Below are 25,231 nucleotides of genomic sequence, written 5' to 3'. Positions count from 1 at the left end.
TATCCTTTTTATAGGCAAAAACACAGATAATCCGGTTAAGACACCTTCCAACATGATGAAATACTCTTCAAAATGGTGTTTCACACACGCTTTCAACCCGGAATATCCTCATGGACAGACCTTTCTTTTTTCTGTGTAAGTCGCTGCTCAGTGCTGCAATGGTAAGTATTTTCTCTGCGCCGGTATCTGCCGGCACCGAAGATGCTGTAAAACACATTTTTCCTGAATATCTTAGATACCTGACATTACCCAATGTAGCGAAAGAATCGCCGTCTGATATTAAAGCGGTGGCTGAATGGACCCGCGATACTTACCGGAAACACGGACTGAATGCCAAGCTGCTTCCTGATGGTCAGACACCCATGGTGTATGCCGAATACATGGAAGCAGGCGACGATGCACCGGTCGTACTGTTCTATGCACACATGGACGGACAACCGGTTAATCCGGAACAGTGGGATCAGGAAAGTCCATGGCAGCCTGTACTTAAAGCCCTTGAAGGTGACAGCTGGCAGAGTAAACCTATGACTGCCCTCACTTTCACGACGGATCCTGAGTGGCGTATTTTTGCCCGCTCAGCCTCTGATGATAAAGCGCCCATCATGATGTTACTGGCTGCTATTGATACATTGAAAGCGGAAAACAAAAAGCCGGCAGTGAATATTAAGGTGCTGCTTGATTCACATGAAGAAGGCGGGCCTCCTACCCTGATCGATGTTATTAACCGCAATAAAAATCAGCTTCAGGCCGACGGTGTCGTCATGCTGGACGGGCCGATGCATCCGTCAAACAAACCCACACTGGTTTTTGGTCACCGTGGTGCATCTATGGTGAGACTGACAGTATTTGGTCCGGTATCGGACAGCCACAGCGGCCATTATGGCAACTACGCTGCCAATCCGGCTTTCCTGCTGGCTGATTTACTTAGCAAGATGAAAGATGATAATGGCCGGGTGACGATTCCCGGCTACTATGATGCGATTAAATTTGATGATGATTATGCCAGCGCACTGGATGCAGTACCCGCAGATGAAGCGGCTTTAATGAAGCGGCTGGGCATTGCAACAACAGAGAAAGTAGCCGGAAACTACCAGCGGGCAATTAACTACCCGTCTTTGAATATTAACGGGCTTTCTGCTGCCAGTACTGAAGCTACCCGTACCATTATTCCAGCTACAGCTACGGTGACAATGGATATCCGCACAACAAAAGCGGCAACGGCAGAACGTCAGATCAAACTGGTGAAAGATTTTGTTATCGCACAGGGCTATCATTTGGTTGAAGAAGCGCCGACAGCCAAAGAACGGGCGGAATTTCCGCGAATTGCCCGCTTTATCTCGTATACCGGCACGGCTGCATTGCAAACGCCCCTGGATGAACCATTGGGACAATGGGCACTAACAGCTCTGTATGCTGTCAGCGACTCGGAGCCGGTTATTATTCCCATGATGGGAGGCACTGTACCTACCTCGCCGCTGGTATCCGGTTTGCAAAAACCGGTCATTCTGCTTCCCCTTGTGAACGCAGACAACAACCAGCATGCACCGAATGAAAACCTCAGGCTGGGCAACTTCTTCAGCGGCACAGAAACCCTGTATCAAATGTTCATAACACCGCTAACGCAAAGTTAAGAAACCCTAAAAGACCGCCTTCCGGCGGTCTTACTTTTTCAAACAGATTCCACATAACGGCTGACTCCCGATGCATCACCCTTCGGTGTGCCGCTATTTTAGGAGGCGGTTGACACAGCCTTCACCGGACTTAAAGATAAATAAGCTCCAATATTGGCATCCCAGTCAGTGGTGTAAAAACTGAACACTTTCACCTTATGGGGGGTTGACGCCTATCAGCTTACCGTAGCTGTTATCCCGTGGCATACGGTTTATATCGTCACCGCAGTATGAAGTACCTATGAAGGTAAATCGGCAACCATTCGAATTAGCTGGTCTAAATGAGTCTTAAAATTCAACCTACCGGAATTAGCTAAAGCATCGTTGTTATCCATGCTGGCCAAACGTTCTGACATGGTTAGTTTATTTAATGGGAAAGAGGCTGCACTATTTAGACTTTCCCAACGGAAATAACCAATTCCTTCTCCGTTTACGAACAGCGCTTGCTCTGGAGATATTCCCTTAAGTCGTTGTTTCTCGCTATCGAGTAAAAGGTGGTGAACTGCAACGTTGCGACCATCAAAACCTTTTAGCGATAAAGGAATTGTCCAGAGCTTATTGTGTTCTCCGTGGTAACTTTTTTGAGCAATGAATAACTTGCCATCTTCTTCCAAAACTGAAACCAATGGGTAACCAGACTGCTCAGTAAATGATGCCACGATATCAGAAACAAAATATTGGGGAGGAAATAACTCGGTAAAGTCGGTAGTCGTCACATTTTTACCATGATGGGCCTCTACATACCTACAAATTACGAGTCGCAGCAAATCTTGACCAACATGCCCTTCAAGCATTTCTAATACGCTTCTGCCTTTGGTGTAGTAAAGTTGTCCCGCACCTTCGTTATCCGCCCTGCCCCTGATAAAAACAAATCTGTTAATGCGCCGGGTTAACCCCAATTTATTCCCGGTTCAGCCAATGTTCATTTCAGTTGACTATGCTAGGATATCACCTGATTGTTTATTCACAGTAAAGTTACCTGAAGAGTATTGCAAAGCACCACTATGAAACTGTTAGAGCCGCTGTTTGTCATTTTGTTAACGCTGGGATGTTTCTCCCAGGGTGCGATGGCACGCCAGGATCGTGATCCGCAACCGTTGGATCGCACACAGGCAGCCGCGCGAGCACAGCAGCATGCGAAAGGCCGGGTGCTGCGCGTTGAGCAAACTAAAACTAAGTTTCGGGTAAAAGTACTGAAGGAAAACGGTCGGGTTGTGATGCTAGACGTAGACCGGCGAACCGGTCAGGTGCAACCAACAACTAACAGGGACAATCAACATTAATGCGTATTCTCATAGCAGAAGATGACAGCAGACTGCTGACGCAGTTAGATACGTTTTTACAACAACACGGGTACAGCGTTGATTTGGCAGACAACGGCGAAAACGCGTTATTCCAATTGCAGGAATACAGTTACGATGCCGCTATTGTGGATATTGGTTTGCCTTTGCTTGACGGTTTCGACGTGATCCGTAAAGCGCGGCAAAACGACATTCGTACGCCAGTGCTCATTCTCACTGCACGGGATCGCTGGCAGGAAAAAGTGGAAGGCTTAGACGCCGGTGCCGACGATTATTTAACCAAGCCATTTCACAACGAAGAATTGCTGGCCAGAATAAAGGCACTGATCCGCCGGGCGTCTGGTCAGGCAAACCCAACGATTCAGTTTGGCCCGATTAGCTTAGATACAGTTTCAGAGGAAATTTTACTCCATGAAAGTCCCATGGAACTGACGGCCTACGAATACAAAGTTATGGAATACCTGATGCTCAACCCGCAAAAGGTGGTCTCCAAAACAGAACTTACAGAGCACATCTACGATCAGGATTTCGACCTCGACAGTAACGTCATTGAGGTATTTGTTGGCCGACTCAGAAAAAAGCTGGATCCAAACGGGGATCTCAAACCTATTGAAACCCTGCGCGGACGAGGCTATCGGCTCAATCGCAACTTATGAAAAACCTGTCGCTAAAACTTCGAAGTCTGCTGGTTGCGTTTATCGCGCTGGCACTTTTTATTCCGTTTAGCGTATTCACTCTGGACAAAGCCTTTACCGAAAGCCTTACGCAAGCAAAGCACAACGAGCTTAAGCTGATGAATCTAGCCCTCGTATCAGCATTTGAATTAGATGGTGATGTACCTTACATGCCGGAATTACTGTATGAAGAGCAGCTAAATCTGCCTGATTCTGGCTACATTGGGCTCATTGTGTTCAGAGGTGAAATCGTGTGGAAATCGGCCTCTGCGCTTCACAATACTTTTACTCAGCCACCGGCCTCAGCCGAAGTGGGACAAGAGCGTTTTTCACTCGTTGAAGACGGTAACATAGCTAAGCTCTCCAGCTATTTTACCTATGCTTTTACTGCTGAGTTTGCCTCCGAACGGGATTTTGAACCTGTACACTTCTATATCATTAACGATAAAACTGAGTTCAATCTTGAACGGCAAGCTTATCTGCGCACCTTGTGGCAGTGGTTAGCCATGTTGGCGGTAGGTTTGCTGGTTTTACTTTTGGTAGGAATCAATGTTGTACTTAAGCCGGTCCGACAGTTAATTAGCGAGATTAGTCGCACTGCTAACGGTCAGCAGCCCCATTTAACACAACGGTACCCGGTAGAGTTTATCGGGCTTAAAAACAGCATTAACCGCTTAATTGACGTAGAGGCAGAACAGCGGAGTCGCTACAAAAACAGTCTTGGAGACCTGGCACACTCATTAAAAACGCCACTTGCTGTGGCAACGGGGGCACCGGGCTTGTCTGCAGAAACCACGGAAGCATTACAACAAATAGACAATATTATTCAGCGCCAACTCAAGCGTTCTGCAGCAGCCAAATCAGGATGGCAGGCAAAGGTCAGTGTTGAACCTCTCGGTCACAAACTGATCAACGCCATGAAAAAAGTCCATCGGGAGCGAAACCTTAAATTCACCGTACAGGTTCATGACACCTGTGAATTCAGGGGCGACGAAACTGACTTAATGGAGATGTTGGGGAACCTGTTAGACAATGCATGTAAAGCCGCTACAAGCCTTGTTCAGCTTAGTCTATCCCACGAAGGAAAATGGCATCAAATTATCGTAGAAGATGACGGCCCGGGTATTCCCCACGAGCAGAAGTCTGTACTGCTTGAACGTGGTAAACGGCTGGATACCTACATTGAAGGCCAGGGGATTGGTATGGCCGTAGTGTCTGATTTAGTCGCCATTTACGAAGGCCGTCTCGAGATACTTGATAGTGAACTCGGCGGTGCGAAGGTTGTTTTGTCGTTTCCAGCAACACAGTAAAGTTACCCAGCCAACAATCTTAGACCGTTTTGCTCCGTTATTAAGACTATGAACTCTGTTTACCTTTATCGGCACCACTAGACAGCAACACTGCAAGCCACTGACTTTCTTCCCGGGATTCCAGGGCTATTTTAACCACCATAGTTAGTGGTACAGACAACAACATGCCCACACTGCCGAGTAACCACCCCCAAAAGACTAAAGACAGGAAAACCACCAGCGTTGATAAGCCCATACCCCGCCCCATTAATCTGGGTTCGACCATGTTGCCCATCACCGTGTTGACCATCACAAAGCCCAAAGCTACTAACCCGGCGGTACCAACACCGTACTGCACAAGCGCTATAAGCACTGCAGGAACAGCCGCAATAATTGAACCGATATTGGGAATATAATTGAGTAAGAAAGCCAATACGCCCCATAATAAGAAATGATCGACGCCGAGCACATAAAGCCAGATGCCAATGATCAGGCCCGTGCCCAGGCTGACGACAGTTTTGATGGCAAGATAGCTATTCACCGACTGAATAAAGCGGTCGATGTGCTTCATTTTCATTTCAGGATCGGCCAGCGCGGTATGCAGTCGCGACGGCATGCTGTCGGCTTCAAACAACATAAAAATTACGGTAAGCAAAATTAAGAACAAGTTGGATAAAGCTCCACCCATACCACTTAAAAAATTAGTTGCTACCGACATTGCCATACCCGGGTCGAAATGCTGAGTAAATAATTCCCGGTTAACGTTAATATTGAAGGTCGCCAGTTTATCAATCACCCAGGCAAACTCGTTATCTAGTTTTTCCCGGTATTGGGGCAGGTTTTCCTTAAAATCTGTTAATGATTGCCCAACAAGGCCTGCCAATAGAAAACCGAAAACCAGAATAAGCAGTATTACTAAGGTGATAGATGCCCATCTTGGAATGTGTCGTGACGTGGCCCAATTAATGATAGGGCTGCACGCAATGGCGATAAACACAGAAAGAAAAAATGGCACCATGATAGCGCTTGCAGCTTTAATACCTGCAAATACCACGACAAGGCATGCTAAAACCATCATCGCTTTTGCAGTGGGAGATTTAATTTCCATAGTGTACTTATGTAATGTCCGGTTTCTGCTATCAAATTAACAAATTATACTGCTGATAGATATACTGAAAACAACGAGAAAAGAAATGACGTTAAATCAAGCTACCATCCGAATCAAAAACCTGCGTCTGCGAACTTATATTGGCATTAACGACGATGAAATTCGCAACAAGCAAGACGTGGTTGTGAACGTAAAAATGCATTATGACGCAGCCAGAGCAACCGACACCGACAATATGCAGGACGCCCTCAACTATAAAACTGTCACAAAGGCTATTATAAAATTAGTCGAAGACAATCGGTTTTCTTTGCTGGAGAAATTAACAGCTGATGTATTGGCCATTGCTGCGCAGCACGATTGGGTAACCTATGCTGAAGTGGAAGTAGACAAACCACACGCGTTGAGGTTTTCGGATTCTGTATCACTAACATTGTCCTGTACAAAGGACTAAGAGGGTAATTTGAACATACTGCTTACCGGTGGCACAGGTCTTATAGGCTCTCGCCTCATTACCAGGCTAAACGGCGAATGTCACTTTACTGTGGTTTCACGATCGCCAGAAAAAGCCAGACTTCAGCTTCCTGAAAGCGTTAATGTTGTGTCGGGCCTACATGATGTACCCGATTTCTGCGACTTTGATGCTGTGGTGAACCTGGCCGGGGAACCCATTGCTGACAAGCGATGGACGGCGCTTCAAAAGCGCCGGATATGCGACAGTCGTTGGGACTTAACAGAGCAGTTGGTAGAACGTATAAAGAAATGCAGCTTCCCGCCTGGGGCTTTCATTTCAGGTTCAGCCATTGGTTTTTACGGGAGGCAAGAAGACAAGCCTGTTACCGAATGCAACTACACTGTGCACGAAGAGTTCACCCATACTGTTTGTAATCGTTGGGAGAACATTGCCATGAAAGCGGCCAGCGACAAGGTCAGGGTATGCCTGCTACGCACGGGAGTGGTACTTGATAAAAATAGTGGCGCTCTTCCCAAGATGGCATTGCCTGTAAAAATGGGGGTAGGCGGAAAAATAGCAAATGGACAACAATATTTATCCTGGATCCATATTGACGACATGGTAAAAGGAATCGTTCACTTGTTACATAACAGCAAGTGCGAAGGGGCATATAACCTTACAGCACCAACGCCTGAAACCAATGGCGATTTCACACGAAAACTCGCGCATACGCTACACCGGCCAGCCATTTTCACTGTGCCAGCGTTTGTACTTAAAATATTGATGGGGGAAGCTGCCGATTTAGTGATAACCGGCCAACGAGTGCTTCCAGAACGTTTGCTAGAGGGCGAGTTTACCTTCCAATACCCTACCCTCGAACAGGCTCTTCAGCAAATTTATGGCGGCTAAGCGGCCGCCATCCAGCCTTTATACCATTTTCCGTAACAGCGCGGTGGTGTTCAACGACAGTAATCTCCAGCAACCTATTGCGCCTAGCACGCCAACCATAGCTGCGCCAACAACGGGGGCAATTATCCAAAAGCTCGGATGCAAAGAGGCTTCCATCTGAAACACGTGGGTTTGCAGCAGAAAAAGGCTTAACTCATTTGCCACCGCAGCCATGAAACCAGCTACTGCGCCAATGATGAGGAACTCGTAGACCACACTCAATCGTATTAGCGAGCCTCGAGCTCCCAGCGTACGAAGTATTGCCAGTTCCTGCTGTCTTTCATCCATAGAGGCCTGCACCTGAGCGATCAATACCAGGACCCCGGCCGCTAACACCAAGACCAGAATAAACTCCACTGCCAGCGACACCTGGTCGACTATATCCCGCAGTTGATTAATTCGCGCATCAACGTCAAATAGCGTCGCCGACTGGAAAGGTAACAATAGCGAGGTTAGCTCGGCCTTGCGCTCGGTTGGTAGAAAGAAACTGGTGATATACGTTGGCGAGAACGCCTCCATAGCTGCCGGAGATAATACAAAGAAAAAGTTAGGCTGCATGGTTTGCCAGTCTACTTCGCGTAAGCTTGTCACCCTGGCCGAGACCACTTCACTGCCGATATTGAACGTAAGTACATCACCTAAGACTATATCCAGCCTTTCAGCTACATCTTCTTCCACAGAAACCGGATAAACCCCATCTTCCGGTGATGTTGTCTCGTCGCCTTGCCATATGCCAGCAGTAATTTCATTGCCAGGCTGTAAGGTGTCACTCCAGGTTAAATTGGCTTCTCGACCCAATCCATCCCGGCCTTCGTTATCCCTCGGCGAGTCCTCTTTCGTCACTTCGGTATTTACACGTTCTTCATTAACGGCGACGAAACGGCCACGAACAACAGGATAAAAATCTGACATTTGAACATCAGCCTGAGTAAAGTGTGCTTCAAGTTCAGGTTTTTGCTCGCCTGTAATATTTATCAGGAAATAGTTTGGCGTGCCTTCCGGTAACTGCGCCCGCCACTGCGAGACCATATCATTTCGCATCACCAGAACAATTAATAAGAGCAGTAAAGTGATTGAAAAGCTAATGAGTTGGACACTGTTGTCCATGGCCCGGCGGCGGATCCTAGCCCACGCAAGTTGACGGGCGCCCATAGAACCACTACCAAGTTTTCGGCCCAAGCGAATAAGCCCGAGAGTAACCACCAGCAGGCCTACAATTAAGGCGCAGCCTGATGCAAAAAGAATTACGCTAATTTTTAAATCCTGGCTGTACATCCACATCAAACCAAAGATAGCGCCACCGGCTGCAAAGAACTGCAGACTTCTGGCGCTAAGCCGCGCATCCATATCCCGCCTGAGCACCCGTAACGGGGGCACGGAGAAAAGCCGCAACAAAGGGTATAAAGAGAATAAAAGCGCGCAGATAACACCTGTCAATACTGCGATGACCACAGGCCGCCAATGCCACACATCAAGAGCCACATCTACCGTACCTGCCAGCGCGGTAACTACAACCTGTTGAATAATAAATCCAGCAATTATGCCTAACACAATACCAACCGTGGCGATAAAGCAAATTTGCAGTGTGTAGATACGTTGGATGGTCGCTTTACTGGCACCCAGCGTTTTCATAATAGCAACAGGGTCGAAATGTCGCTGACTGTAGCGCTGAGCAGCCACTGCAATAGAAACAGCGGCGAGAATGATCGCCAGTAAGCTGGCTAACAGAAAATACCGACCAGCTCTGGCTACTGAGCGACCGATTGGTGATTCATCATCTTCCACTGAACGCCAACGATGGATTTCATTATCCAGATTTGGACGCAACCAATCGAAATAGCTATCGAGTTCTGCGTTGTTTCCAGTAAAGTACGCCTTGTATGTGACGCGGCTCCCTGGCCCTGTGATATTCGCTGCATCCAAATCGCTTTTGCGAATGAGAACGATGGGATCAGAATTAAATACACTAAAGCCAGCGTCGGGAATTTCCGCTAATACCCTGGTAATCGTCAATGCGCTGTCACCAATATATACGACATCACCAATATTGACGTCCAGTAGCTGGAAAAGTCGGGAATCTAACCATGCTTCGCCAGGCGCAGGTAAACCTGTGCTATCCAGAGGATCACCAAACGGCGCATCGGCTACACGTATGACCCCTTTGAGTGGATACTGGTCATTAACAGCCCGCAAATCTACCAGCGACATGTTCTCTTCACCGTAGGCCATTGAGCGGGTTGATACTTGCTCGGCGGTTTGGAGGTTTTGCTCTTTGGCTGCAGCAAGCCAGTCCGGGTTGATTGGTTGGGAGGAACGCAACTGACTATCTGCAGCCATAAAACTTGCCGAACGCTCGGTTAACGCTCCTTGTAACCTTTCACTAAACAGCGACAACGACAACACAGACGCTACTGACAATACAATAGCTAACAAAATAATGGTTAGTTCGCCGCGCCTGGCTTCGTGTTTAAATAGTCGCCAGGCTAAATTATACGCCGTGCCCATATTATGCTCCCTGCGCCAGGTCGGAAGGCGTTGTGGTGGTTTCTGTTAATGCGCCCGCTTGCATGGTCAGCTGTCTTTGGCAGCGTTGTGCCAGTGCATTATCGTGGGTCACAAGAACCAGTGTCGTGCCAATATCCTTGTTCATTTGAAACAACAACTGCTCAATTTTATCGCTGTTGGCCGCATCGAGATTACCTGTGGGCTCATCAGCAAAGAGGATTTTTGGCTGTCCGATAAATGCACGGGCAATGGCAACACGCTGCTGCTCGCCGCCAGATAGCTGGTTGGGGTAATGATGTGCCCGATGGGACAACCCCACCTGTTCGAGAATTTTTTGCGCCCTGGCTTTGGCATCTTTATAACCGGCAATTTCTGCTGGTAACATCACATTCTCAATGGCAGTCAGGCTTTGAACCAGCATAAAGCTTTGAAAAATGAAGCCCACTTTCTCGCCTCGCAAGCGCGCTCTGGCCTCTTCATCCATGGTGTGCAGTGGTGCATCATCTAAGTATATCTCTCCGCCAGACACTTCATCCAGGCCAGCCAGTAAGCTCAATAAGGTGGATTTACCGGAGCCGGACGCACCGACAATGGCAACGGACTCGCCATCCTTGACTTCAAATGAAATTGGATGAAGGATCTGAAGTTCACCTTCACTCGTACTTACGTTTTTTATAATATTTCGGGTGCTGATCATAGGAGTCGTCGCTGTCGTGGGTTTGCTACATCAATATCGCCGCAAATTAATTATATTGGCTTTACTCTTTTTACCGCTTCTGGTGGTTTCAGATCATCTTTATGCAAATAGCGATGATCAAAAAACGCCTTCACAATTCAAGCTGTTAGTATTAGGAGACAGCTTAAGCGCTGGTTACGGGTTAACGCAACATCAGGGTTGGGTTAGTTTGTTACAAAATCTGTGGCGGCACGATGAGCTTCAGATTGATGTTATAAATGCTGCGATAAGTGGAGAGACCACGGATGGCGGCCTTGCCCGGCTTCCCAGGCTGTTAGAACAACACTCACCAACCCACGTGTTAATTGAGTTAGGTGGTAATGATGGCCTGCAGGGCCACAATGTGCAAAAAACAAAAGCCAACCTCGACGCTATGGTAACCATGGCAAAGGAATTCGGTGCATCCGTGTTCATTCAGGATATGGAAATACCCACGAACTATGGTCGACGCTATACACAATTATTTGCCAACGCCTTTGACGATGTGGCCAAAGAAAATGACATCACCCTCATTCCGTTCTTCCTACAAGATGTAGCGCTGAACCCTTCGTTAATGCAAAAAGACGGTATACACCCCAATGCCGAGGCGCAACCTATGATAGCTGAGTTTATGAAACAACAGCTTACGCCACTTATTGTGAGATAAAAAAAGAGGACGCCTTGGCATCCTCTTTCTTACAAGCTGTAATATCAGGGTTTTATATAATGGGATGGCTTATCGGAAGTGTTGTCTGACAGCCTCATATAACGGTCTCGCAATTTGGTCTGACGAGATGTCATATCAATAGCCTCACCTTCGATAAACACTTGTTCAGCTGCTTCCGTAACCTCAAGTGGATCACCACTCCAAATGACAACATCAGCGCGCATTCCCGGCGCAAGAGAGCCAACTTTATCCTCAATACCGAGGATAGTAGCCGGTACAGATGTCAAACTAGCGATACCACCTTCGTAGGACAATCCGTTCGCTACCGCATTACCAGCATGCTGCGCAGCCAGCCGAATGTTGTGGGTATCCATACCAATGGCAACCTTTACGCCCGCGGCTTCGAGTCTTGCAGCGTTGTGAAGTGTGGCTCCCAGCTGGCCGAAGTTACCCGGAAGGTTCAGTTGCGGATCTAAAATAACAGGGATGTCTGCACTTGCGAGTTGATCTGCCACGCGCCAAGCCTCTACACCGTGTAACAGCACTATGCGCATACCAGGATGACGCTTTTTGAAAGCCAGTACCTGACGAATATCGGCCGCGCGATCTGCTTCAATAAACAAAGGCATATCGCCTTTTAGTACGCCTCGCAATGCTTTGACATCTGCTCGCGAATTTATGCCGTCCCAATGAGTAATCAGGTTTGGAATTTGAAGGGTATTTTTAGCTTCATCAATCAGTGCTTCAAGGGTTACCCATAAAGCCGACCGGGAGCCACCATGGCTATCAACAGCATTTCCATCCACATTGACAACCATAAAAGCCTTTTCTTTTAGTAGATCGGCCTCATCGTCCAACCCGATTACTGCACCCTGCCCATGAAAGAACATATCAGTGTACTGCACCGTGGTTGCAGCAGATGTCACGCCTTCGATGCGGCTTACGTCAATAAGAGTAGAATCAGGGTTGATTGCGTACGTCACATCTAACGCAGCCCCGGTGTTGGTGATCGGTGAAGGACTTGCCGAGGCATCGACTTCTCCAGCCCAGGACGACACTTCTACCAGGCCCAAAGACGTTAGTGCACCAATGAACCCTGGGGTTACTACCTTTCCGGTTGCATCTACGCGAGTATACCCCTCGGGTACTTGCTCACCTTCAACGACGCGACTGATCATGCCATCTTTGAGTAATACCGTTCCAGACTCAATTGTGCCTTGTTTTGTCTGAGTAATAACCTTGCCACCCACAATGGCGATGTTTTCTGCCAAGGTACAGGTGCTAATTGCTGCGGCGATAGCCAATGAAAGTAAACGCTTCATTTCTCATCTCCTTCGCCTACTTGTCCTACTTCAAAATCACTTAACGGCCAGCTTTGAGAGTCGTTGAGGTTATACGCAAGACCGCCATCAACAAAAACCTGCTCTGCCTTGCTGTAAGTTGAAAACGGATTGCCTGTCCAAAGCACCACATCAGCATTTTTTCCCACTTCCAGCGAGCCAGTTTTATCAAAAATACCCAGCGACTTCGCAGGATTAGCACTTAACCACTGCCACGCTTGTGCCATAGAGATATTAATGCCGGCTCGACGTCCGTCTGACCAAGCCTTAGCAGCTTCCTGATTAAGGCGCTGAATGCCCAGTTCATCGTCGGAATGAACGATGGCACACCCTTTAGCCTGATGCACCACAGGAATGTTTTCCCTGATACCGTCGTAGGCTTCAAGTTTAAAGCCCCACCAGTCTGCCCACATGGAAGCACACACATTATTCTCGGTTAGCTTATCGGCAATTTTGTAAGCTTCCACCGCATGATGAAAAGAACCAATCTGGTAGTCAAACTCTTTCATCATATCCATCATTACCACCATTTCATCAGCACGGTAACAATGCATGTGAACAAGAATATCCCCATTTAACACACCTGCCATGGTGTCTTTATCTAGGTCGCGTTTTGGCGCTTTAGGGTTCTTTCCAGCGTCGTAATCAGCCTCGTATTTTTCCCACTCACGCATATACGCCTGGGTATCAGCCCACGCCTGACGATAGCCTTTTACGTTGCCCATGCGGGTCATGGGGCCGCCCTTCTTGCCGTATACCCGTTTCGGGTTTTCGCCACACGCCATCTTCATGCCGTAAGGCGCTTCCGGAAATTTCATGTCTTGCATTGTACGGCTCGGTACGTTTTTAAGCACCACAGAACGCCCGCCAAACAAGTTCGCTGAACCTGGCAATATTTGCAACGACGTTACACCACCTGCCAGCGCGCGACCAAACCCGGGATCCTGAGGCCATACCGAATGCTCAGCCCACACTCCGGGCGTTACCGGGCTGGTCATCTCATTACCGTCAGACGTTGAACCTACAGAAGGTGATGGATAAACACCGAGGTGACTGTGATTATCAATGATACCAGGGGTTACCCATTTTCCTTGACCATCTATCACTGTGGCGTTTTCGGGGAAAGAAACCGTATCACCGACGGCAACAATTTTGCCATCAGCAAAATAAATCATGCCGTTTTCTATTTTGCTACCCAGCCCGTCGAGAATGGTTACATTTTGAATAACGGTGGGATTGCCCGGGATCGGTGTATATGTGCTCGGGTAAGGATCTGTATTAATTGATAGGTAGGCAGCCTGCTCTTCTGTTTCTGCGGGCTCATCAGAGCAAGCCACAATCGCAACAGAACACAGACAGGCCAGCGCTACGGCCAGCTTTGAAGGTGTGTGGTTCATGATAGTATCCGTTTATAGTTTGTATTATGTGTATGCCACCACATTCAACAGTGTGATGAACATAATGACGACTACGAACTTAGACAAACAAACGGCCTTTCACAATAGGTTATAAGATTAAGCAACCTCAACATGCGAGGATTGTCTTTTTAAAACAGCCACAATGTCATCGGCCTTCTGCATGCGCCGGATGTCATCAAACAGCGTATCTGCTTGTGCATACTGACGTTTGAGGTAGCCACACCACTGCTTAATACGGTTGGGATAGTAACGGCCCTTGTCACCATAGATTTCATAACCCGAATAACGGATCAACAAACTGGCTACTGCTTCCCATGGCATTGGGCCTTCAACTCCGCGAATCGTTTGAGCCAGATTCGGCATCGCTAAAGCGCCACGTCCTATCATTAAATCTGTGCACGCTGACTGCTGTTGACAGATTCTTGCGTCGTCAGCTGTCCAGATTTCACCATTCGCTACCAGTGGAATATCTGTATGCTCCCGTATTTTGGCAATCCAATCCCAGTATGCTGGCGGCTTGTACCCTTCGGTTTTGGTACGGGCGTGAACAACTAGCTGATCCGCGCCCGCTTCCGTTATAGCCAGTGCATTATCAATGGCCAGGTTTTTATCTTCATAACCAAGACGGATTTTTGCCGTGACAGGTTGCTCTGCTGGTACTGCATCTCTTACAGCTTTGACAATCTTGTAAAGGGTTTCGGTTTCTTTAAGCAATACCGCCCCGCCCTTACTTTTATTTACCGTTTTCGCAGGGCATCCGAAATTGAGATCCACACCGGGCGAGCCTAATTCGACGGCAGTTTGCGCATTCTCTGCCAGCCAGTCCGGATGCTGACCAAGTAACTGCACGCGCACAGGAACGCCTGCGGGCGTTTTCGCACCATGATGTAATTCCGGGCACAGTTTGTAGAATGTCCGTTTGGGTAACTTTTGATCCACTACCCTGATAAACTCAGTCACGCAGAGGTCGAATCCACCGACACGTGTCAGCATGTCTCTCATCAAATGATCAACAACACCTTCCATGGGCGCAAGTAAAATTCTCATAACAGATACAGTCCGGCAAACCCTTAACGTGGGACGAGGTAAAATGGCCGCGAAGTGTAGCAGATTTGCCTTTGTGTTACACGGTAAATGCTGCTACGAGCTGCTTGGTTTCCCTTGCCATCCGGGCTAGCTCATCCGTCGCTTCCGAGGCTTCTTCTGTGCCTCTGCTAAGCGCTTCTGTCATCTCTGCAATTCGACTGATATTTTCACTCACACTGTTAGACGTTGCATCCTGTTCCTCTGTTGCAGAAGCCACACTGTCTGCCATAAGCTGAACTTGGATAATAATCGTTGATAACTCTTTCATTGCCGTCGTCACCAAGTCGACCAAGTGAATTCCCCCATCCGCGGCGGTAGACGCTTTGTCCATCTCTTTGACTGAACGACTCGAAGAGACATTCATTTTTTCAACGATTTGGCCTATTTCCACAGTACTTTTTTGCGAGCGGTTAGCCAGTGCGCGCACTTCATCGGCAACCACTGAGAAACCACGTCCCGCTTCACCAGCCCGTGCCGCTTCGATTGCCGCATTTAGCGCTAAAAGATTGGTTTGATCTGCGATAGAAGTGATGTCACTTAATAACAAGTTAATCTCTCCTACTTCATGCTGTAGTGATGAAATGACTTGTGTTGACTCACCAAGAAGCTTCACCAGTAGTTTAATATTTTCAGCAGCCAGGTCTGCCCGTTCCATATTTTCTTTTAAGCCGGAAGAAGCGGTTTCAGTTTGTGAGAGTGACTCCGTGGTGTTTTTTGATACATCAGCAATCGACATTGATAACTCTTCAACAGACGAGGCGACCATCTGAGTTTCTTCCAGTTGTTCATTTGTCTTACTACGACTTTGCAACATGATTGCACTGAGAGACTCTGACGCATCCGCAAGCTTAGATGCATCCGTTTTTATGGTCTTAACAATTTGGTGGATTTGGTCAATAAACTGATTAAAAGGCTGGATCACATTATTTATTTCCGGAATAGATGCAGGCTCTAACCTTGCTGTTAGGTCTCCCTCTCCACTTGTTAACGCTTTACATGCCATGCCTAACCGTTGTAACGGTTTGACCATGGTGTTTGCCAGCCACAATGCAATTACAACGGCAACAACGATAACAAAAATTGCCTGGACAGACATTGAGGTTAGCAGTGTAACACGCAAGTCATTTGCTGGCTGTAAAGCCTCCTCAACGTCAATTTCTGCGAGCAATGCATAGGTATATTCTCCAATTTTAACGGGGGAAAACGACGAAAAAACTTCCACCCCCCTATAGTCCTTTACAACCCTGAAGCCATCCTTGCCAGTCAGTGCATCAACACTAGATGAAGAACGCACTTCCTGTAACCCGATTGACGTGCCTGCACCCTCTATTTGTTGGGAAATCGAAGGGCTGACGTTGTTAATTGCCGCGAGGTATCCTTGCTTATCTTCAATGAAAAAGCGACTTTCGGTCACAAGTAAATTATCAGGCGACACAAGATACGTTTCGCCGCTACTACCAAAGCCACTACTCGTCCATTCCTCTTGATGTGTCAGCACATTATTAATTCTGTCGATGGGGATTTGAAAAATAAGAATGGCAAGTTTATCACCACTCTCATTAAAAACCGGTGTCGCCAGGAACCCTGCCATTGCGTTATATGAAGGCAGGTACTGAGCAATTTTGCTAACCGAAACGGTCTCCGGATCCGTTATTTTATTTGCAAGAGCGAACGCTTCTCCAATACCGGTTTTTGCGTATGGACCAGACAATAAACTAGTTGCGTAGTCCAATTCCTTGAACACACTGTAAACAATATTTCCGGTCTCAGGAGACACGATAAAAATATCGTAGTACCCAAAATCCATTAGAAACCGGCGTATTTCCTGATGGTAACGACCATGAGCGTCAGCATAGTCAGTGCCGTTGCCAAGATTAAGTAGTTTGTCTTTTTCCCCTAACGGGAAGGAGGAGTTGGCGATAAAGTCAAATTGCAACTGCCTGGCTGTATCAGGTAAATCAATCACGAGTGACGCGGGGTCTGCCAAAGCTGTTATGTTACGTTCTTTAAAGGTTTTTGCAAAAGCGCCTGTGTAGTAATTCGTCAACAGGTTAACCTCAGCCCCGGTCAGAGATGCCCGTTGTTGTGCATAACGCTCATAGGAAACTGAAAAGGCCTGGCTGGCATTGCGCACTAACGATGAAGATGCAAAATTTCGCATCTGCGCTTCAATGAATTCGATATAACTTACGATGGATTTTCTTGTTTGCGTATTCTGTTGGCGAAGGCTGTCTCTCGCAGCATTTTCCAATGCTTGGTTTGATTGTGAAACTGCGACATAAGAAGAGGATGAAGTCAGAAACACGACACACAACGAAACCAATGCAACAACTGCAAATAATAACCTGCTTTTTAATGTCACCGACATATTCCTTGGACAAAATTTTTAACACACTTGTCCTAAGAATAATGGAGAACCGGTATAAGTCATCTCTTTTATCCGAAACAATACTAAAGATTAATGCCTTGATCTAGACGGTGTTTTTGCGTTGCATCCACAGACAAACATAAACACTGAAAGAGTGTTTTAGAAACACGGTAAATTCTGCTTCATTTTCACAGGTGTGAGTAACCAACTGCTGCCGGTTACCGTCAAAAATTAGCGCACAGAAAACGTTCATCGTGTACCTCCAGAGTAGTGACACACAATATACATCTAGACGTCTAAACACTCAACAGTCTAGACGTCTAAAAATCACTTTCAGTGAGCAGTATGTAATACTGACGTTATTGCAATATAAAGCGTAAACCACCAATTATTGCCGCTACTTGTGCATCGTTACATATATCGGCTGTTGCCTGAGGACTGTCTGGATATACCTCTGTGGTAGTAACGTAGGGTGCATTTGTTAATCCGCCACACAGAAAAAGGGCTTTTTTGTCGTAGCCGATAACGCCATCTGATAATAAAGACGCGCCAATGATTTTCCCTTCGTTATCTGCTGGGGCAATATGAGTGACAGTTTGGACCTCGCGTATAATTGCCTCTTGAAATGCCAGTTCTACTTTTTTACTGTCTGCAACCAGGTAAAAACCATCGGGAATATTCCAATTATCATGAGTTGTGCCATCTCTGGCTGCCAGTGCAGGTCGAAACTCTGAGTTGTCGGTGTCCGTGGTTTCATGCAAATCGATGTGCATATGAATAGGTTCCTCAATGTCATCTACCATAGCTTTTAACAAAGCTGACTCGGGGGCTGGTGAATTTGCCTTGAAATTACGGTTAGGATCCAACGCAAGAGGATCCCAACGATTTACCGTTTCATAACCCCACGGACTTACACAAGGTACGATAACAAAATTACATTTATCGACCCACGACGCTAAATGTTCCCGAACAAACTTTAATGCCCCCTGAACACCACTGGTTTCGTATCCGTGAACGCCGCCCGTGATAAGGACCGTGGGCAATGATTTAACAAATGATGTTGGGCGAATAACCAGCAATGGATAGCGGTCTGTGTCGTAAGGAAGCGCGCCGTACTGCTCAGTAACATAGCCGGATGGAAGTTGAGGAATTATTGATAACACCTCATCTTTATAACTCCGTTGAATGCGCTGACTGTCTCGCCATTGCTTTTTATGTTCTTCTGACCAAGGTGTACCTGGTGTACCAATGGGGTAATTATGCATAGTTGACCCGAACCTAGTTGTGAAAAGGTGTGCAGTGTAACACGACTGACCTATCAATTTAGTAGGGAGAGAGTGTTGTAGTTGGTGAGCTAATTAACAATGAATTTTTTGCAAAAAAAAAGACCAGCAAATGCTAGTCTTTTTCGTTTTATGGCGTCCCCTAGGGGATTCGAACCCCTGTTACCGCCGTGAAAGGGCGGTGTCCTAGGCCTCTAGACGAAGGGGACAGAAATTTTGTTCAGTGAAGCGAAGCTTCACTAAATTTCTGTAAGGAGAGGTGAGCTCTGCGAACCGAGCGACCTTATTCTTACTGAAATTTCTATCCGAAGCTTAATAAACTCCAGCCTATTTCACAGTTTTAATCGACTGTGACGCGATGTAAATGGCGTCCCCTAGGGGATTCGAACCCCTGTTACCGCCGTGAAAGGGCGGTGTCCTAGGCCTCTAGACGAAGGGGACAGAAATTTTGTTCAGTGAAGCGAAGCTTCACTAAATTTCTGTAAGGAGAGGTGAGCTCTGCGAACCGAGCGACCTTATTCTTACTGAAATTTCTATCCGAAGCTTAATAAACTCCAGCCTATTTCACAGTTTTAATCGACTGTGACGCGATGTAAATGGCGTCCCCTAGGGGATTCGAACCCCTGTTACCGCCGTGAAAGGGCGGTGTCCTAGGCCTCTAGACGAAGGGGACAGAAATTCTGTTCAGTGAAGCGAAGCTTCACTAAATTTCTGTAAGGAGAGGTGAGCTCTGCGAACCGAGCGACCTTATTCTTACTGAAATTTCTATCCGAAGCTTAATAAACTTCAGCCTATATTACACCAAGCTGTGTGAGCTTGGTGGAGCCAGGCGGGATCGAACCGCCGACCTCCTGCATGCCATGCAGGCGCTCTCCCAGCTGAGCTATGGCCCCGTCAATGGCTCAATCACTTTTTCGTGTGACTGTTCCGTGACAGCGGGGCGCATTCTAGGCATCCCCTACTGTCCTGTCAACGGTTTTTTTAAGAATTTTCTCTGTTTGCTATAAAAGTAAGCGCATTGTCTATTCTGTCGGCAATCTTCTGTTTTGGCAGTAGATTTAGTGTGACATCCAGTGACGGTGAGTTTCCGCTACCGGTGGCCGCCACACGTAAAGGCATACCTACTTTGCCCATCCCAACGCCCAGGCTTTCGGCAGCTTTATTAATGGCCTCTGCAATGTTCTCAGGGTTCCATTCATCCACAGCCAATAAAGACTCTTTTACCGTAAGCAGCGCCTCTTTTGCCACTGGCCGTAGGTGCTTTTTCGCTGCATTAGCATCGAAGTCATCAAAATCCTGATAGAAGTAACAGCTTATTTCAGCCATCTCTTTCAACGTTTTAACTCTGTCGGCCTGAATAGCAATCACTGACTCAAGTGCAGGTCCGGCACTTAAATCTACATTCATTTCATCAAAATGCCATTTTAACCTTGACGCTACTTCACTGGCAGGCAGCGTCTTCATGTAATGCTGATTGAGCCAAATGAGCTTCTCTGTGTTAAAGGCTGACGCAGACTGACCAATAGCATCCAGGTCAAAATATTCAATCATCTCGTCGACGGAGAAAATTTCCTGATCTCCGTGGGCCCACCCCAGCCTAACCAGATAATTTAATACCGCCTGAGGAAGAAAACCATCATCCCGGTATTGCATCACACTCACTGCACCATGACGCTTGGATAGTTTTTTACCATCATCGCCCAATATCATAGACACATGGGCATATTCAGGAACTGGCGCACCTAAAGCTTCAAGAATGTTGATTTGGCGCGGAGTATTATTGATGTGATCTTCACCGCGAACAACATGGGTGATACCCATGTCCCAATCATCCACAACAACGCAGAAATTATACGTCGGTGAACCATCTGAGCGTTGGATAATCAAATCATCCAATTCTGTGTTACTTATTTCAATTTTGCCGCGAATGTGGTCGTTAATAACAACGGTACCTTCCAGCGGGTTTTTAAAGCGCACTACAAACGGTTCACCCTCAGGATGATCTGTGCGATCTCGCCAGGTGCCAGGGTAACGAGGTTTCTCACCATTCTCCTTTTGCTTTTCTCTTATTGCATCCAGCTCTTCAGGAGACATGAAACATTTATAAGCTTTTCCCTCATCCAGTAATTGCTGAATCAGCGATTTATAGCGGTCAAAACGCTCAGTTTGATAGTAAGGTCCTTTATCCCAGGTAAGACCAAGCCATTGCATTCCATCCAAAATGGCTTGTTTGGCATCGTCAGTAGAGCGCTCTAAATCTGTGTCTTCAATTCGAAGTACAAATTCCCCACCCTGACTTTTTGCGTATAACCAGGAGTAAAGTGCGGTACGGGCACCGCCTACATGAAGATAGCCCGTTGGGCTAGGAGCAAATCGCGTTACGACTGACATGAATAATCTCTGCAATAAAACGTGGAATGAAAACTGCGTGCATTCTATCAGTGTCAGTAGTTTTGAAAAAGCCCGGCTGTGAAAACAGTATAAAGAGGTGAAAAAGTTTATGACTTTCATTGCTCAGTCAATTAACGACCTGCTTTATGATGATATTTTTTACAACCCGCCGATTACAAAACCGTCAATATTGCTAAAATTCCACCGAAACACCTTCCGATTGATGGCAATTCACTCAATCAGTCATTTTTCCGTAATTTTCTGGTTGACAGTAACGCAAGCAACTCTATAATACCGCCCCACTTGCCAAGCACGGCAGGTAAAACAAATAGCGGACGCTTAGCTCAGTTGGGAGAGCATCGCCCTTACAAGGCGAGGGTCACTGGTTCAAGTCCAGTAGCGTCCACCACTTCTTTTATAAAGTGTTAGCGCTGTTTGTTGATGAAGAAATATCGGACGCTTAGCTCAGTTGGGAGAGCATCGCCCTTACAAGGCGAGGGTCACTGGTTCAAGTCCAGTAGCGTCCACCACTTTCTTTATCTGTAATCTAAATTTGGACGCTTAGCTCAGTTGGGAGAGCATCGCCCTTACAAGGCGAGGGTCACTGGTTCAAGTCCAGTAGCGTCCACCACCCCTACTTTTATCAAATTCAAGCTTGGGTCACTGGTTCAACAACATTCGTTGCGAGTCGCAGTAGCGTCCACCACTCCCGATTGCGCAAAAATCGTGCTATCTTCGAAAAAAAATAATATAAACATGCATTTCGTTAAGGATATGCTTCTTGTCAGCCGATAAGACGACATACCCGATAGTTTGCTATGGATAGGTAGTAACGAGAACAATGAACACACAACTGGCCCAAGAAATCCGCGTACTTATTGTGGATGATCAAATCCTGGCTAAGGGATACCTGAAATACACCATGGAAGAATTGGGTTTTCAGGACATTAGCTATATCGACAGCGCTGAAGAGGCGCGAAAAATTATCAGTGAATCAGAGTTCGACCTTGTTGTGTGTGCCTATGATTTAAAGGAAGAAAAAGAAGGTTACTTCCTTTACGAACAACTCAAAGCCCATCAACTGTTACCGTTAGCTACTGCATTTGTTTTTATATCAGCTGATACCACAGCAGAAATCGTACATTCAATAGTGGAACTTCAGCCTGACGAATTTTTAGCTAAGCCTTTCTCTGTTTCCGAGCTCGACAAGCGCTTAAGCCGGGTATTAGTGAGAAAGAGAATACTTAAGCCTGTCTACTCACTTATGGACGCCAATGCGTTTCCCGCAGCACTGGAAGAACTTGAACGTTTTCTTACAGAACCCAAGAACGCAGAATTTTTCCCCCTCGCCCTTCGAATCAAAGGGGAATTATTAATGCTTTGCGGCAGAATTCATGACGCTGAGGACTTTTATCAAGCCATTATCAATGTTCAAGACTTCACCTGGGCTCGTATTGGGCTTATCCGCTGTTACATTGAACTGGATAAAGACGATGAAGCTGAAAAACTGATCCTGAGGCTTGCCTTCCAGCCCGACGCTATGCTCAGCGCATACGATTTACTGTCCGCTTTACAAATAAAGCAGCAGGCCTTTGACGATGCCCTGGAATCGGTAAATCTTGCCAGCGGCATTTCGCCCCGCAATGTTCACCGTCATAAAAAAGCGGTTACCCTTTCCCGCCTAACGCACGACTATGAAGTGCAGTTTGATGCTGCTAAACGGGTTGTGAAATATGCGAGAAACTCAATTCACGATAAGCCAGAGAACTACTTGAATGTCGCCAGAGCAGGCATTGATTTTGCGATGACCGCTGATGCTAAAGAAACGAAGGTCCTGGTGCACCAGGCAGAGGATTTTATTCGACAAATGAAATCAGCATTTCCCAAAGCCGAGCTAGATTCCGAACTCACCGTCATTAATGCGCGTATGTACTATCTCGACGACGAGACCGAAAAAGCCAAAAACCTGTTGAGTCAGTTGTCTACCGAAACATGGGAACAGGAAAGCACCGAAGCCCTTATGGATAGAGCTAAAGCATTTCACGAGGTTGGGTTACAAGAGCACGCGCTGGCCATTTTGGATAATGTTGAGCAGCGCTGTCTTGCCGACGAGCAGGAAAACAGCTTACTGCTTCACTATATCAAACAGGAAAAAACCGAGAAAAGCGCTACAGCTCACAGCCCAAAAGCGTTAAACAACCTTGCCGTTTCATATTATCAGCAAGGGAATACTCAACAAGCACTTAGTGCGTTCAGACAAGCCTTTACTGTTATGCCGAAAAACCCGGCCATCGCACTTAACCTTATTCAAACGACGGCCAGTGAAATACGCGCCAAGAGGCAACAAAATAACATTGCCACCAGAGAGCTATTATTTAATTGCATGACGACCATTGAGACTGCCCGATTAACTGAAGAGCAGCACGATCGTTATCAAAAACTGAAAAAAGCGATACGAACACTGGTTGATGTTTGAGACGAGTCGCGGATTCATTCAGCGTCGATAGATTGGGTATAAACCACAACATCTTCATCAAATACGTCGTCTTTATAGCGAAACTGATGGGAAAATGTCAGCCCTAGTTTTTTCATCACCGCGATAGACCCAAGATTACCCGGCAAGGCGATGGCTGAAAAGCGGCGATAGCCATGTTCAGTCAAACATTGCTTCAACTGGCGAGCAGCTTCTGTCGCCACACCCCGCCCCCAGCACTCTCGGCTAAAACGCCAGCCCAATTCAATATTTTCGTCATCACGGTCATCAGAGAAATAGCCCATAGGTCGAACCAGGATCCACCCCAAATCCACACCACTTGCGCGCTTTTCTGATACGCGCCACAGCCCCCAGCCTTTGCTGAGATGAGAATATGCGGCCAAGCGCGGTAAAAAAATCTGATTTATCTCGTCTCTGGTAGTTTTTCTTCCACCATTAAGATAACGCATAACTTCTTCGTCCTGGTCTAAAGACCAGAGAAAATCAGCATCGTCATCGGTAACGAAATGATAGGAGAAACGGGTGGAATCGGGTACATCCATAGATTTAACCGCCCAGCATGGCTAAGTGTGAGGTTGCGCCGGTCACACCGTCATGTAAATAATGGGTGGCGTGTTTTTTGCCAAGCAGTTGTTGTAGATGATGCATTAAACCTGGTACATCTCTGGCTCTTAAATAAGGCCTGATATCAATACCGTGTTCACTGAATAAACACAAATGCAGCTTCCCGTTAGCCGCCACACGAAGGCGGTTGCAGGTCTTACAGAAATCTTTGCTGTAAGGCATTATTAAGCCAATTCGACCGGCAAAGTCTGGATGGAAAAATTCCTCGGCCGGCCCAGCATCTTTTGTGCGGATGACAGGTTGCCAACCCTCAGCAAGCAATTGCATTTTTACCGGCCCGCCAGACATGTGTTGTTGTTTAAAGAATGTTGGGTGATCGCCTGTTTCCATGAGCTCAATAAAACGCAGCGTCACGGGGGTGTGTTTAAGCCACTGCTTAAACTCGTCAAGTTGTTTACCGGCATAGTCCTTAAGGAAAACAGTATTGACCTTCACCGTCACACCTTCCTGTAGCGCAACATCGATCCCCTCTAATATTGTCGTGAGCTTATTGTGCCCGGTGATGTCGGCAAATTGGCGCGGGTCTAAACTGTCGATACTCACATTTATTTGATCTAATCCAGCTTGTTTCCAAGCTTTCACCTCACGCTTTAGACGGGCACCATGAGTAGTGGTGGCAACCTTATCTATACCAGAAGTTGCCTTACAGACTTCAATGACATCAACAAAATCCCGCCGCAAGCTGGGTTCACCACCGGTGATCCTGACCTTACTGGTACCGAGAGCCGCAAAAGACCTCACTAACGTCGTAATTTCTGGCAGCGCCATAAATGCGTCATCTGAAGGCCCTTTGTAGCCATCAGGTAAACAATACTGACACCTGAAATTACAGGCTTCAGTAATGGATAATCGCAAGTAATGAAATCGACGACCAAAGCTATCTTCTAACAAATGAGCTC

Annotated in this window: 21 protein-coding genes and 7 tRNA genes; 11 read left to right on the top strand and 17 right to left on the bottom strand. The window is 46.9% G+C overall.

Annotated features, from left to right (window positions below; translation table 11 throughout):
- Positions 1-110: 110 nt before the first annotated feature.
- Positions 111-1,631 (top strand): M20/M25/M40 family metallo-hydrolase, encoded by a 1,521-nt coding sequence (locus tag ACXACM_RS11120; protein ID WP_474821748.1) that lies wholly within the window; start codon positions 111-113, stop codon positions 1,629-1,631.
- A gap of 278 nt (positions 1,632-1,909) precedes the next feature.
- Here the strand turns inward: ACXACM_RS11120 and ACXACM_RS11115 are convergent, their stop codons facing one another.
- Positions 1,910-2,569, bottom strand: coding sequence for a hypothetical protein (locus tag ACXACM_RS11115; protein WP_474821746.1), 660 nt, complete (start codon positions 2,567-2,569; stop codon positions 1,910-1,912).
- Between the two features lie 105 nt (positions 2,570-2,674).
- Between ACXACM_RS11115 and ACXACM_RS11110 the strand changes: the two genes are divergently transcribed.
- The 3 genes from ACXACM_RS11110 to ACXACM_RS11100 are packed head-to-tail and all read left to right on the top strand — an operon-like array spanning position 2,675 to position 4,955.
- Positions 2,675-2,953, top strand: coding sequence for a PepSY domain-containing protein (locus ACXACM_RS11110; RefSeq protein WP_474821744.1), 279 nt, complete (start codon positions 2,675-2,677; stop codon positions 2,951-2,953).
- Positions 2,953-3,627, top strand: coding sequence for a response regulator transcription factor (locus ACXACM_RS11105; protein WP_474821742.1), 675 nt, complete (start codon positions 2,953-2,955; stop codon positions 3,625-3,627). Before ACXACM_RS11110 ends, ACXACM_RS11105 begins: the two co-directional genes overlap by 1 nt.
- On the top strand, positions 3,624-4,955 hold the full coding sequence (locus ACXACM_RS11100; protein WP_474821741.1) for an ATP-binding protein: 1,332 nt from the start codon (positions 3,624-3,626) through the stop codon (positions 4,953-4,955). Before ACXACM_RS11105 ends, ACXACM_RS11100 begins: the two co-directional genes overlap by 4 nt.
- Positions 4,956-5,001: 46 nt before the next feature.
- Here ACXACM_RS11100 and ACXACM_RS11095 read toward each other — a convergent pair whose 3' ends face one another.
- Positions 5,002-6,042 carry an AI-2E family transporter gene (locus ACXACM_RS11095; protein WP_474821739.1) on the bottom strand — a complete coding sequence of 347 codons (1,041 nt, stop codon included), beginning with the start codon at positions 6,040-6,042 and terminating at the stop codon, positions 5,002-5,004.
- A gap of 85 nt (positions 6,043-6,127) precedes the next feature.
- On the opposite strand from ACXACM_RS11095, the gene folX reads away from it, so the two are divergent.
- Complete coding sequence (gene folX / locus ACXACM_RS11090; protein WP_474821738.1) at positions 6,128-6,493, top strand: dihydroneopterin triphosphate 2'-epimerase; 366 nt, start codon at positions 6,128-6,130, stop codon at positions 6,491-6,493.
- A 9-nt stretch (positions 6,494-6,502) separates the two neighbouring features.
- Positions 6,503-7,402: a TIGR01777 family oxidoreductase gene (locus ACXACM_RS11085; protein ID WP_474821737.1), complete on the top strand. Its 900-nt coding sequence runs from the start codon at positions 6,503-6,505 to the stop codon at positions 7,400-7,402.
- Positions 7,403-7,420: 18 nt separating this feature from the next.
- Here ACXACM_RS11085 and ACXACM_RS11080 read toward each other — a convergent pair whose 3' ends face one another.
- Positions 7,421-9,946, bottom strand: a complete 2,526-nt coding sequence (locus tag ACXACM_RS11080; protein WP_474821735.1) for an ABC transporter permease — start codon at positions 9,944-9,946, stop codon at positions 7,421-7,423.
- 1 nt (position 9,947) lies between these two features.
- Positions 9,948-10,643 carry an ABC transporter ATP-binding protein gene (locus tag ACXACM_RS11075; protein WP_474821733.1) on the bottom strand — a complete coding sequence of 232 codons (696 nt, stop codon included), beginning with the start codon at positions 10,641-10,643 and terminating at the stop codon, positions 9,948-9,950.
- Positions 10,644-10,665: 22 nt separating this feature from the next.
- On the opposite strand from ACXACM_RS11075, the gene ACXACM_RS11070 reads away from it, so the two are divergent.
- Positions 10,666-11,328, top strand: a complete 663-nt coding sequence (locus tag ACXACM_RS11070; RefSeq protein ID WP_474824317.1) for an arylesterase — start codon at positions 10,666-10,668, stop codon at positions 11,326-11,328.
- Between the two features lie 44 nt (positions 11,329-11,372).
- Here ACXACM_RS11070 and ACXACM_RS11065 read toward each other — a convergent pair whose 3' ends face one another.
- The 11 genes from ACXACM_RS11065 to gltX all read right to left on the bottom strand — a co-directional run bounded on the left by ACXACM_RS11065 (position 11,373) and on the right by gltX (position 21,214).
- The gene (locus ACXACM_RS11065; RefSeq protein ID WP_474821732.1) at positions 11,373-12,650 is read right to left on the bottom strand and encodes an amidohydrolase family protein; all 1,278 of its coding nucleotides are present in this window, start codon (positions 12,648-12,650) and stop codon (positions 11,373-11,375) included.
- The gene (locus ACXACM_RS11060) at positions 12,647-14,068 is read right to left on the bottom strand and encodes an amidohydrolase (protein WP_474824315.1); all 1,422 of its coding nucleotides are present in this window, start codon (positions 14,066-14,068) and stop codon (positions 12,647-12,649) included. The genes ACXACM_RS11065 and ACXACM_RS11060 overlap by 4 nt, the downstream gene beginning before the upstream one ends.
- Positions 14,069-14,182: 114 nt before the next feature.
- On the bottom strand, positions 14,183-15,133 hold the full coding sequence (locus ACXACM_RS11055) for a tRNA-dihydrouridine synthase (protein ID WP_474821731.1): 951 nt from the start codon (positions 15,131-15,133) through the stop codon (positions 14,183-14,185).
- 76 nt (positions 15,134-15,209) lie between these two features.
- Positions 15,210-17,534 (bottom strand): methyl-accepting chemotaxis protein, encoded by a 2,325-nt coding sequence (locus ACXACM_RS11050; protein WP_474821730.1) that lies wholly within the window; start codon positions 17,532-17,534, stop codon positions 15,210-15,212.
- 109 nt (positions 17,535-17,643) lie between these two features.
- The gene (locus tag ACXACM_RS11045) at positions 17,644-17,793 is read right to left on the bottom strand and encodes a hypothetical protein (protein WP_474821728.1); all 150 of its coding nucleotides are present in this window, start codon (positions 17,791-17,793) and stop codon (positions 17,644-17,646) included.
- A gap of 106 nt (positions 17,794-17,899) precedes the next feature.
- Positions 17,900-18,805 (bottom strand): M14 family metallopeptidase, encoded by a 906-nt coding sequence (locus ACXACM_RS11040; RefSeq protein WP_474821727.1) that lies wholly within the window; start codon positions 18,803-18,805, stop codon positions 17,900-17,902.
- 151 nt (positions 18,806-18,956) lie between these two features.
- Positions 18,957-19,032 (bottom strand) — tRNA-Glu (locus tag ACXACM_RS11035).
- A 156-nt stretch (positions 19,033-19,188) separates the two neighbouring features.
- Positions 19,189-19,264: transfer RNA gene (locus ACXACM_RS11030), tRNA-Glu, on the bottom strand.
- A gap of 156 nt (positions 19,265-19,420) precedes the next feature.
- A tRNA-Glu gene (locus ACXACM_RS11025) sits at positions 19,421-19,496 on the bottom strand.
- Between the two features lie 144 nt (positions 19,497-19,640).
- Positions 19,641-19,716 (bottom strand) — tRNA-Ala (locus tag ACXACM_RS11020).
- An 88-nt stretch (positions 19,717-19,804) separates the two neighbouring features.
- A complete protein-coding gene (gene gltX, locus ACXACM_RS11015) occupies positions 19,805-21,214 on the bottom strand; it encodes a glutamate--tRNA ligase (RefSeq protein WP_474821725.1) in 1,410 nt (469 codons plus the stop codon).
- Positions 21,215-21,547: 333 nt separating this feature from the next.
- Between gltX and ACXACM_RS11010 the strand changes: the two genes are divergently transcribed.
- The 4 genes from ACXACM_RS11010 (at position 21,548) to ACXACM_RS10995 (ending at position 23,690) form a co-directional block, all read left to right on the top strand.
- Positions 21,548-21,623, top strand: a tRNA-Val gene (locus ACXACM_RS11010).
- Positions 21,624-21,668: 45 nt separating this feature from the next.
- Positions 21,669-21,744 (top strand) — tRNA-Val (locus ACXACM_RS11005).
- Positions 21,745-21,769: 25 nt separating this feature from the next.
- Positions 21,770-21,845: transfer RNA gene (locus ACXACM_RS11000), tRNA-Val, on the top strand.
- A 210-nt stretch (positions 21,846-22,055) separates the two neighbouring features.
- On the top strand, positions 22,056-23,690 hold the full coding sequence (locus ACXACM_RS10995) for a response regulator (RefSeq protein ID WP_474821724.1): 1,635 nt from the start codon (positions 22,056-22,058) through the stop codon (positions 23,688-23,690).
- Between the two features lie 14 nt (positions 23,691-23,704).
- On the opposite strand, the gene ACXACM_RS10990 is transcribed toward ACXACM_RS10995, so the two are convergent.
- On the bottom strand, positions 23,705-24,250 hold the full coding sequence (locus ACXACM_RS10990; protein ID WP_474821723.1) for a GNAT family N-acetyltransferase: 546 nt from the start codon (positions 24,248-24,250) through the stop codon (positions 23,705-23,707).
- Between the two features lie 4 nt (positions 24,251-24,254).
- Entirely contained in the window at positions 24,255-25,223 is a 969-nt protein-coding gene (gene moaA / locus ACXACM_RS10985) for a GTP 3',8-cyclase MoaA (protein ID WP_474821721.1), read from the bottom strand.
- Positions 25,224-25,231 lie beyond the last annotated feature (8 nt).

The sequence above is a fragment of the Alteromonas sp. AWQ4_252 genome (genome assembly GCF_056158205.1).
The sequence above is the reverse complement of the archived record's forward strand: the minus strand, read 5'-3'. Positions and strand labels throughout refer to the sequence as shown.